Source organism: Corallococcus sp. AS-1-6 (assembly GCF_020037015.1).
In the GTDB taxonomy this organism is placed as follows: domain Bacteria; phylum Myxococcota; class Myxococcia; order Myxococcales; family Myxococcaceae; genus Corallococcus.
This window is the reverse complement of sequence record NZ_JAIQDE010000045.1, coordinates 47,325-57,488: the sequence shown is the minus strand read 5'-3', so window position 1 is coordinate 57,488 and position 10,164 is coordinate 47,325. Positions and strand designations below refer to the sequence as shown.

Here is a 10,164-nt window from a genome sequence, read left to right as displayed (position 1 = left end):
GGGCCTGCCTGCTCGGCTGCACCTATGTCTTTGATTCTGCTTTGCTTTTCGCCGCCGCGTTAAACGGACGCGGATGCTCCCGCTATACACCCGCCGCCCGCGGACCCTCTGCGGAAACTTCAATGTCTGGAATTCACTGGCATCCCCCAGGAACCTGGACATGGGGGTCCGCATGACCTGGTTGTCCGTGGAGACGTCGCTGTCCACCGAGGTGAAGTGAACCACTTCATCCCCACCGATATACACGCCGTAATGCCAGAAGCCTGTTCGTCCTACCCGGAGGATCGTCCCAGGGCGGAGCTTTCGGTCGGTGCTGACCCCATCCAGGTCTCGCAGGTGTGAGTCTTGAAACACATCCGTCTTGATGGAATTGGAGAACCGCTCGTGGGCGGGCGTGCCCGCGAGCGCATCAATGACGTCCGTCACCACCGAAACAGGCGACGTCAACAGCTCAACCAGGGTGCTGGCCCAATCTCTCGCCATGTTCTGCCCTCACGGTCTCCCTCTGCACGGTCACGCGCCCCCCCTGCGACGCGACGGGCGCTACTCGATGGTGGAGTTCGTTACCCGGATGGGCGTGTCCGCGTGGTTGGAGATCTGCGGATAGGTCACGTACCAGGAGCCGCCCTTGTTGTTCTGGATGACCGACCGGTCGATGCGGATGTCGCCCGAGTGGTCATTGCTCACGAAGAAGATGGCGCTGCCGTGCGCGTTGACCTCGTTGTTTTCGATCCGCGTGCCACAGAGCGACAGCGTCATCGTGTTGCCGTCGTTGTAGATGGCCCCACCGCTGCCACCGCCCGGCGTGCCCGGCTGCGCGGGATTGGCGCCGTTGCCGATGGCCCGGTTGTGGGAGAACAGGCTGTTGATGATGGTCCACGACACCCCGATGCTGCTGATGCCGCCGCCGTTGGAGCAGACCCCGCCGTAGCCCTCCTTGCCGCCGAAGGTCGTGTTCACCACGTAGACGGGCTGGTCGTCGTGCTGGTCGAACACCCGCAGCGCGGCGCCTCCGACGTCCGGCCCGGTGTCCGCGCACACGTTGTTGAAGAAGCGGGAGTTGATGACCTTCACCCGCCCGCCGCGCACCCAGACCGCGCCGCCGCCGTCGTACTCCTTCTCCCCCTTGGAGCTGGCGTCCACGAAGGTGAGGTTCTGGAGCGTCAGCCGGGGGTGGTCCTGGTCCTGGCAGTGGGAGGTCGTCCACACCTGGGCCTGGTCGCAGGTGTTCATGTACAGGATGCGGTGCTTGCCCGCCCCGCTGAGCGTCACCAGCCCCTTGCCGTCGATGACGATCTCCGGCCCCTTGTCATTGAAGACCTTCGCCGTCCGGTCCAGCGTGATGACCACCGGCTCCGGGCCGCAGTCGAAGGTGATGACCCCACCCTTCGCCACGGCATCGACGAACGCACCCGAGGTGCAACTGGCCGGCGTCCCCGTCCCGACGACGGTGGTGGGCCGGGACACGTCCGCGAGCCCCGCCTCGGCGGGCACGGTGCACGTCGCCTCGGCGTTCGGGTTGCCGGCCGGGGGCCCGTCCTTCGGGTCGGTCAGCGGGTTGGGGACGTCCACGCCCTCATCGTCCGAGCAGCCAGCGGCGCACACCAGCGCGACCCCCGCGGCCAGGGAGCGCAGCGTGGACACGGGGAACCGGTGCAGTCTCTTCGGGTGCATTCAGCCTCCAGGAGGGAGGCAGTCTAGGGCGGCACGCTTGCGACAGGCGCGGTTTTGGGGCACGAGACGCGCCCGTGATCGTCCGACCCCGCCCTGGCTTCTTCAAACTCCTGTTCGTCGTGCGCGGCACCATCCTGCCGCGCGTCCTGCCTCACGTGCTGGGGGTCGCGGCGCTCGCCTCGCTCGTCGTCGTGACGCTCAAGCTGGGCCACCTGCGGCTTCCGGTCACGTCGCCCGCGCCGCTGTCACTGCTCGGCATCGCGCTCTCCATCTTCCTCGGGTTCCGCAACAACGCCTGCTACGACCGCTGGTGGGAGGGACGCAAGCAGTGGGGCGCGCTCATCATCGAGGTGCGCGCCTTCACCCAAGCGGCCATCGCGCTGCTGGACGACGGGCGCGCCGAGCTGCCGGAAGCCGGGCGGCAAGCGGCGAGGAGGCTGGTACACCGCACCATCGCCTTCCCCTACGCGCTCGCCGCGCACCTGCGAGGCCAGGACGCCACGGAGGCCCTCAGCCGCCACCTCGAGGAGCCCGAGCGCTCGCGCGTCCTGGGCAGCGGCAACCGCCCCAATGCCCTCCTGCGTGAGCACCAGTTGGAGCTGGCCCGCCTGCTCCGGGAGGGCCGGCTCACCGACATCACCTGGGGCGCCCTGAACGAACGGGTGCACGCCATGATGAGCATCTTCACCGCCTGCGAGCGCATCCGCCTCACGCCCCTTCCCTTCGCCTACACGGTGCTCCTGCACCGCACGGCCTACCTCTTCTGCCTGCTGCTGCCCTTCGGCCTCGCCGAGTCCATGGGTTGGTTCACGCCGGTGCTCACGGCCATGATCGCCTACACCTTCTTCGGCCTGGACCTCCTGAGCGAGGAGCTGGAGGAGCCCTTCGGAGAAGCCCCCAACGACCTCCCCCTGCTCGCGATGTCCCGCACGGCGGAGATCAACATGCTGGAGTCGCTGGGAGAGCCCCAGCCGGAGCCGCTGCGTCCCAAGGACTTCGTCCTCGGCTGACAGAAACATACCCGTGGATGCCTATGCGCACTTCCGGCCCGGTGAAGAGCGGCTGGCCGCGCGCAACTCCATCGCCATCTCCTGGCGCAAGAGCAAGTTCGAGAAGACGGGCGACGGATCCCGGCTCACGCACGAAGGTGAGGCCGGGGTGACGCCCGCGCGCTTCGTGAACTGGGTGGTGCTGAAGAACCTCGCGACGGGCGAGAAGCTGGCGTTCATCAACACGCACTACATCTCCGGCGCCTGGAACGGCGAACACCCGGAGCGCCAGGAGCGCTGGCGCACGCACAACGCCGTGGTGCGCGAGGTCGTCGCGGAGCTGCTCGGCCGGGGGCTGCGCGTCGTCCTGGTGGGCGACTTCAACCGCGCGCTGTCCCAGGACATCCCCGGGATGAACCACCTGAGCACGGCGGGCGTCAGCGGCGTGCCGATTGATCAGATCTACGTCACCCGTGGCATCGGCACCGGCCCCGCCCGCGCTACCAGCAGGTGAACTGGAGGTTGTCGTAGCGGACCGACGCGGTGCGGAAGACCAGGGTGCGCAGGTCGCCCTGGGCGAAGCCGCTCTCACCGCAGGCGCAGGTCGCCCCGGTGCCCGTGCACGTCGTCCAGGCGGTGGTGTCCCCGCCGGAGTCCACGCGGTACTCGGCGTTGAAGACCGCCTTGTTCTTGTCCGTGAACCCCGTCTTGTAGGCGCCGCACTCGTTGTACTTCTGGCACTCCTCGTTGATGGCGAAGTCGAAGGAGTCCGCGAGCGCGGGGACCTGGTCCACGTCGTTCTTGAGCGCGATGCCCAGGCACAGGGAGTGGGCGGTGGTGGCCAGCCAGCGGTTGTAGTCGAGCTGGTTCGCCGCCGTGAGACCCCAGCAGGCCTGGTCGGTGCAGGAAATCTCGTCGTCGTGCGAATAGCCGTCGATGTTGTCCGGCTCCACCGCGTCGCAGCCCTTGTCCTTCGCCAACTGCATGCGCGTCGCCATCACCGTGCGCACCGCCGGCTTGCGGTGGTCCAGCCACCACTCACAGCCGCCGCCGCTCGTGCACCAGTCGCCCATGATGTGCACGGACTGCGCGCAGTCCTCCCCGGGGGTGCAGTACGTGTCCTGCGGGAACTGGTTCGCGTCGTCCCGCCAGTCCTCATAGGAGCCCGCGCTGAAGTAGCAGACCACCTTCTTGCCGGCGGCCTTGTACTCCTGGATCTTCGCGGGGGTCGTGTTGAAGAGGTCGACGACGTAGACCTGGGCGTTGAGGTTGGTGGGAATGGACGCATGCTCCAGGTCCCACATCCAGGTGGTGCCCTTGGGGAAGGCTGGCAGCGTGCAGGCCGGGCCCTCGCCTCCTGTGTCCCACGACACCTGGAGCCGGAGGCTGTCGAGCTGCGCCGCGTCCGTCCCCGCCCCCTTGATGAGGCGCGCCCGGATTTCGCCGGTGCTCGACACGAAGTTCGAAGCGACCTCGGTGGTGGGGAGCGTGAGCGTCAGGGCCGGCGTCCACACCCAGTCACCGCGCCCCTGCGAGTTGGCGATGCTGACCCAACTGGAGGTGGAGAACCGGTAGAGCTGCCACTGGTAGTAGGACGTGGCGACCCCGGGCCCCTGGTACTTCGTCAGCAGGCTGAGCTGGGTGACTTGAGCCGGGGTGGGCGCGGCCTGGGTGAGGCTGGAGAGGTTGAAGGACAGATAGCCCGTGTAGCTGGGGCTGAACTCGATGTACTGCGCATAGCAGTCCGCGTACGCGCCGACCGTGCAGTTCGAGCTGTTCGTCTTGAGCACGGTCATGCCGCCGCTCTTCCCCGACGCGTCCGTGTTCGCCAGCGTGCTCGCGGAAGCGAAGTCGATGACCTCCGAGGCAGGCAGGGCCTGCTGCTGGTCCACCGGCGCCAGCGCGGACTCCCCTTCCGATGACAGACATGCGGACAGCAGCAAGGACAGACAGGCACTCCATTTTGACATTGCGCCTCCTGGGTTTGCCCCCGGCTATCACAAATGGCCTGTCATTCACGCGGCCAGGACCGCGCGCCGGACCAGTTCACGGAAATACCGCGCCGCCGGGTCGGCATGGGTGCGGTCATGCCAGCACAGGGCCAGCTTGACGGTGTGCGCGGGAATCTGCGCGTTGACGACACGCACCCCCAGGCGCGCGCCCTGCGCGGCGACGAGTGACTCCGGCAACGTGGCGACAAGGTCGGTCGCGGCCACGATCGCCGCGGCGGTCAGGAAGGAGGGCACCGTCATGGCGACCTCCCGGCGGATGCCCGCGCGCGAGTACGCGGCGCCAACGAGATCCCGGAAGCCCTTGCCCGGCACCATCTCCACGCCCACGTGGCGGAGCGCGCCGAGCGCACGCGGGGACAGGCGCTTCGCGAGCGCGGGGTGGCCTTCGCGGGCCACGAGGACGGTGCGCTCGTCCAGCAGCGGTTCGACGTGCAGGCCCGCGCCCCGCCCGGCGAGTCCGATGTGCAGGTCGACCTGGGACGAGGTCAGGTCCCCGAGCGCCACGAGCGAGGCGATCCCGACCACGGAGAGGCGCGCGTTCGGCAGCTCCTCGGCCATCCGGGCGGCGATTCGCGGGCCCCACGTCACCTGCCCCGCATCGGCGACGGCGAGCGTGAAGGTGCGCGTGCAGCGGGCCGGCTCGAAGGGGGCCTCGTGAAGTCCGGACTCCAGCTCGCGCAGGCCTCGGGCGATGGCGGGGGCCAGCGCGAGCGCTCGGGGCGTGGGGACGATGCCACGGCCCTTGCGCGTGACCAGCGGGTCACCCAACACGGACCTGAGGCGCGCCAGGCTGTTGCTGATGGCGGAGGGCGTGACGTGGAGCCGCTCGGCCGCGCGCACCACGCTGCGCTCGGTGAGGACGGTGTGGAGCACCAGGAGGAGATTGAGGTCGAGCGCCGCGATCGAAATGCTCACGGCTGGTGAGCCTAGACCTCACGAACCATCACTACCAGCGAGGTGTCTCCTTCCCCATCATGGGTGCATGCACGGATTTCCACCCATGGTTCGGCGGGTCCACGTCCTGGACTCTTTCATCTCCTACCGCGAGGCCGGGACGGGCTCGCCCATCGTGTTCCTGCACGGCAACCCCACGTCCTCATACGTGTGGCGCAACGTCATTCCGCGGCTCGCCGACCGGGGACGCTGCCTCGCGCCCGACCTCATTGGCATGGGGGATTCGGGCAAGCCGGACCTCCCGTACCGGTTCGCGGACCACGCGAGGTACCTCGACGCGTGGTTCGACACGCTCGGACTGCGGGACGTCGTGCTCGTCGGCTACGACTGGGGCGGAGTGCTGGCCCTGGATTGGGCACGGCGGCATCCGGACCGCGTGCGCGGCGTGGCCGTGTTCGAGACGTTCCTCCGTCCCATGCACTGGAGCGACTGGCCTCCCCAGGGCGAGCAACTGTTCCGCGCCCTGCGCACCCCGGGGGTCGGTGAGGGGCTCGTGCTCGAACAGAACGCGTTCCTGGAGAGGTCCTTCGCGAACGGCGTCCACCGTGGCCTCACGGAGGAGGAGCGGGCCATCTACCAGGCCCCGTATCCAGACGCGGCGTCGCGACGCCCGGTGCTCCAGTGGCCCCGGGAGATCCCAATCGATGGCGAGCCCGCGGACGTCGCCGCGGCGATCGAACGCTACGACGCGTGGCTCGCGCAGCCGTCCGCGAAGCCGGCGCTCCTGCTGACGTTCGGCGACACCGGGCTCAACGCGCCGCGCATCATCGAGTGGGCGCGAGCCAACCTCCCGGCCCTCGAAATCGTGCCGTTGGGACGCGCGGGGCACCATGCGCCGGAAGACGCGCCGGAGGACATCGCCCGCGCCCTCCGGGGATGGCTGGATCGCCATTCGGGGTGAACCCACGGCCCAGGGGCCCTCCTCCGAGCGTCGGCGCCCGCCGCCTCAGCGCCGCCGCCTGCCTCCTCGCGGTCCTCCGTTCCTGGGCGGCTTGCCGTGGTGGCCCCGGTGGCCCCCAGGCCTGGGGGCGCCGCGTTCGCGCTCCTGCACCGGGGGCGGACGCTCGCGGGTGGCCTCGGCGATCTCGTCCGGCATCCAGGGCTGGTCGAGCCGGTCCTGGAGCTCGAGGAGCGACCGGGCCTGGAGCACTCCCCGCCGGCCCCGGGCCACGCTGAAGCGCTGGGGGCGATCCAACAGCGGCAGCTCCTCCTCCACCAACGTGCGGGCGAGCTTCTCCGGCAGGTGCAAGCGCACCACGCCCCGCGGAGCCCCGTCCGACAGCTCCTCCACGTCGTATTCGAGCGGCACCGCCTGGTCGCGGACCTCCACCGTGTCCGGGAGCGCCAGGAGGGCCCGCCGCGTCGCGGGCGGAACGAGTGCGTCCAGGTCCAGCCGCAGCGGGCGCGCCCGGAAGTCGTCGAGGCTGTCCACCCCCTCGAGCTGCGCCTCGTAGAGCGCGGTGAGCTCCGGTTCTCCCAGCGGCGCGGTGATGCCGCCCGAGCGCCGCCACAGCTCGCGGACCTCGGCGATGGCGACCCGGTGCCGGTCCACCGCGGGATGCGGCGCTTCGCCCCGCGCCAGCGCCTCCGCGAGCGCGTGCCGTGCCGCCCTGGCGAGCTCCGGTCCCCAGGCGCGCAGGACTTCCACTTCCTGCTCCAGCGCGAAGCCGAAGAACTCCAGCCGCGTGACGAGCACGACCGAGCGGAAGCGCGCGTCGTACGCGGGCGCCGCCGAGTGACGCCGGGCATGGCGGCGCAGCAGCGCCTGGGGCAGTTGCGTACCTTCGATGGCGGCCTGTGACTCACCGTTGCGGTCGGCGAAGTAGCGCAGCGAGCCCACCACCGCGCCCAGGTTGCCGCAGACGCTCGTCTTCGACACGCGCGCGAGCTCGCCCCAGGCCGTGCGCTCGTCGATGACCAGGTCGAAGGGCATGAGGCGCGCGAGCAGGTCGCAGAAGCGCTGGTAGACGCCGGAGTTCGCGAAGGGCATGCGCGAGGGCAGCGCCAGCCCCACGCTCCGGTACACGCTCGCCATCGCGAGCGCCGCGTCCTCCAGGGCCTTCACCAGCACCCCGCGCGCCTCGGCCCACGCCGCGAGCTTCTCCGGGTCGAAGACGTGGCGCGGCAGCCCCTGCACCTCCCCCACCGTGCCCGCCACGCGGAAGGCCTCGGCGTACAGGTTGTACGCGGTCAGGTGGTCGCTGCCGGGGACGAGCGCCTCCTCCAGGTTCCGCTCCTCGCGCGTCATCCGGTGCAGGGACTCCACCGCGCTGCACACCGCGAGGAACGGCAGGAGCGCGTCCTCCGCGTTGACGATGAGCTCCGCCCACGGGCGCTCCACGGGCAGGGCCTCCACCGCGCGGCCGTAGTCGGACAGCCGCCCGTCCGCGTCCACGATGCCGCGCGCCTCCAGCTTCGCGAGCGCCCGGCGGTAGGCGACGCGGTCCAACGGCACGGGCAGGTCCAGCTCATCCGCCCGCACGCCCAGCGCCGCCGCGGTGAGCGCCACCCGCTCCGGTTCGCCCGCGAGCTGGAACTCCGGCTCGGTGGGCCGCAGCGAGGCGAAGTGGATGGGCCGGTCGCTGAGGATGAAGACGCGCCCGCCCGCCACCCGCCCGTGCACGCGCCCCGCCATCTGCAAGAGCTCGTTGTTGCCCAGGTGCACGCGCGTGAGCACGTTGCGGCCGCCCTCCACCACGTTGGAGAAGCGCAGGTCGTCGATGACGACGGTGTCCAGTCCGGGCACGTTGAGCGCGCTCTGCCCCGCCGCCGTCATCGCGAGCACGAAGGGCCGGGGCGCCGTGCCGTCCAGGAAGGGGCGGATGGCGCGCAGCGGCTCGCCGCCGTGGTAGTGCGCCGCGTGCACCTCCGGCGCGTTCGCGCGCACGCGGGCCGCGACCTCCTCCACGCCCGCGCGCGTGGCCAGGAACACGCCCACGCCTCGCCCCCGCCGCTGCACGTCCCGCAGGAAGGCGTCGTCGAGGAAGGACAGCGGCTGCCGGCGCTCCACCTCCACCGTCGCCGCCTTGCCCGGGTCGAAGGTGGACACCTGGAGCACGTCCGCGCTGTCCAGGTAGCGCGCGTAGAAGGCCGGGTCCACCGTGGCGGACAGCCAGATGAAGCGGCAGCCCACGCGCTTGCCCAGCGCCAGGCACAGCTCCAGCTCCGCGGAGGTCTGGTGGATTTCATCCACGATGAGCGTGTCCTCGCGCCGGATGACGCCGCCCTGGAACCAGCGCCGCGCGATGCCGGTGGTGACGATGGCCACGTCCGCGAGCGGCGTCTCCGCGGTGGCCTCCCGCTCCCGGTTGACCACCGCCACCCGCAGGGGCCGCTGGCCCGTGAGCACCTCCGCGATGGGGCGGATGGCCAGCGTCTTGCCCGTGCCGGTGCCCGCGACGATGCCGAACCCCTGCCCGCTCCGCGCCAGCGCATGGAGCCGCTCGCCGTGGTGCTCCTCCAGGTGCGTGCGCAGCTCCAGCCCGAGCGCCAGCTCGATGGTCTCGCACGCGGCCCGCGTGGGCGCGATGACCACCACCCGCCCGCGCTGGGGCGCCGTGGAGGGGGAAGCGTCGGTGCGGGGCGGCAGGAAGCGGTCGGTGGGCGTGCGCACGAAGGCCAGTGATACGCACGAGGGACGGCCAGTGGAAGCAATTCAAACCGGCGAGCCCGGAAGGACGCGGGCCGGACTAGAATGCGTCCGGCTGTTCAACCCGGGAGGTCGTACATGCGCAAGGGAATCGCGAAGTTCGTGTTCATGCTGGGCGTCGTGGCCGGTGGCGCCGTCGGGGCGCTGATGCCCACCAACTCGGAGGCCATTGGCCTCTGCTCCAACCTCTGCATGAACGAAGACTGCTCGTGCTTCCGCCAGTGTGCCGGCGTGGGCGGTGGGCAGTGCGTGTGTTCGCCCGAGACCATCTGCCAGTAGGCGGCGGGTGAATCGCGGCCGGGCCCCCGTCGTGGGCCCGGCCGTTCCAGTCACGCCGGGGCCTGCTCAGAGCCGGCCTAGGATCTCCGCCCGCTTCCTCGCGAACTCCTCCTCCGAGACGAGGCCCGCGTCGGCCATCCGCTGGAGGTCCGCCAGGGCCTTCACGGGGTCACCCTGCGCCGGCGGTCCCTTCGTCATCGCGCCCATTCCCTGGAGGAGGAACCCGGTCAGGTCCTGCTCGACGACCGGCCCCAGGACGACGACGCGCTGTGGATCCTTCGGGTCGACCTTGACCTTGAGCCGCAGCCCCACGTCCATCACCTGCACGTTCCAGTCTTGTATCGTGCTGCTCAACGACACCGGGTACGGCGCCTGACCGGGCAGCCGCACCTCGAGCACGAACTCGAAGATCTGCCTGCGGTTGATGTACATCCGCGTGGGCGTGAACCTCCGCACCGTGGCCTCGCCCGGCAGCCCGTGTTGACGGACCTGGGACTGCTTCCATACCCGGCGGGCAAAGTACGCGACGAGCGCGCCAATCCCGAGCAGCGTCAGGGCCCAGCTCGCCGCCACCAACGCCATGATCATCGCATCCTTGCTCATCACC

At 70.2% G+C, this 10,164-nt stretch carries 10 protein-coding genes; 4 read left to right on the top strand and 6 right to left on the bottom strand.

All coding sequences use genetic code 11. The features are described 5' to 3' along the window. A partial coding sequence (locus tag K8612_RS37190; protein WP_223765708.1) for a lecithin retinol acyltransferase family protein occupies positions 1-483 on the bottom strand: 483 nt, incomplete at its 3' end. A gap of 60 nt (positions 484-543) precedes the next feature. After that, positions 544-1,674, bottom strand: coding sequence for a hypothetical protein (locus tag K8612_RS37185; RefSeq protein WP_223765707.1), 1,131 nt, complete (start codon positions 1,672-1,674; stop codon positions 544-546). A gap of 74 nt (positions 1,675-1,748) precedes the next feature. On the opposite strand from K8612_RS37185, the gene K8612_RS37180 reads away from it, so the two are divergent. Both K8612_RS37180 and K8612_RS37175 read left to right on the top strand, forming a co-directional pair. After that, the gene (locus K8612_RS37180) at positions 1,749-2,684 is read left to right on the top strand and encodes a bestrophin family protein (RefSeq protein ID WP_223765706.1); all 936 of its coding nucleotides are present in this window, start codon (positions 1,749-1,751) and stop codon (positions 2,682-2,684) included. A gap of 13 nt (positions 2,685-2,697) precedes the next feature. After that, on the top strand, positions 2,698-3,177 hold the full coding sequence (locus K8612_RS37175; protein WP_223765705.1) for an endonuclease/exonuclease/phosphatase family protein: 480 nt from the start codon (positions 2,698-2,700) through the stop codon (positions 3,175-3,177). On the opposite strand, the gene K8612_RS37170 is transcribed toward K8612_RS37175, so the two are convergent. Continuing rightward, positions 3,164-4,606, bottom strand: coding sequence for an endo alpha-1,4 polygalactosaminidase (locus K8612_RS37170; protein ID WP_223765704.1), 1,443 nt, complete (start codon positions 4,604-4,606; stop codon positions 3,164-3,166). The genes K8612_RS37175 and K8612_RS37170 overlap by 14 nt on opposite strands. A gap of 72 nt (positions 4,607-4,678) precedes the next feature. Then, the gene (locus tag K8612_RS37165) at positions 4,679-5,590 is read right to left on the bottom strand and encodes a LysR family transcriptional regulator (protein ID WP_223765703.1); all 912 of its coding nucleotides are present in this window, start codon (positions 5,588-5,590) and stop codon (positions 4,679-4,681) included. An 85-nt stretch (positions 5,591-5,675) separates the two neighbouring features. Here K8612_RS37165 and K8612_RS37160 point away from each other — a divergent pair, with 85 nt between their 5' ends. Then, positions 5,676-6,530 (top strand): haloalkane dehalogenase, encoded by an 855-nt coding sequence (locus tag K8612_RS37160; protein WP_223765702.1) that lies wholly within the window; start codon positions 5,676-5,678, stop codon positions 6,528-6,530. A 45-nt stretch (positions 6,531-6,575) separates the two neighbouring features. Here the strand turns inward: K8612_RS37160 and K8612_RS37155 are convergent, their stop codons facing one another. Next, the gene (locus K8612_RS37155) at positions 6,576-9,242 is read right to left on the bottom strand and encodes a DEAD/DEAH box helicase (RefSeq protein WP_223765701.1); all 2,667 of its coding nucleotides are present in this window, start codon (positions 9,240-9,242) and stop codon (positions 6,576-6,578) included. A gap of 114 nt (positions 9,243-9,356) precedes the next feature. Here K8612_RS37155 and K8612_RS37150 point away from each other — a divergent pair, with 114 nt between their 5' ends. Beyond that, on the top strand, positions 9,357-9,557 hold the full coding sequence (locus tag K8612_RS37150) for a hypothetical protein (RefSeq protein ID WP_223743492.1): 201 nt from the start codon (positions 9,357-9,359) through the stop codon (positions 9,555-9,557). Between the two features lie 66 nt (positions 9,558-9,623). Here K8612_RS37150 and K8612_RS37145 read toward each other — a convergent pair whose 3' ends face one another. Continuing rightward, positions 9,624-10,160: a DUF3592 domain-containing protein gene (locus K8612_RS37145; protein ID WP_223765700.1), complete on the bottom strand. Its 537-nt coding sequence runs from the start codon at positions 10,158-10,160 to the stop codon at positions 9,624-9,626. Positions 10,161-10,164 lie beyond the last annotated feature (4 nt).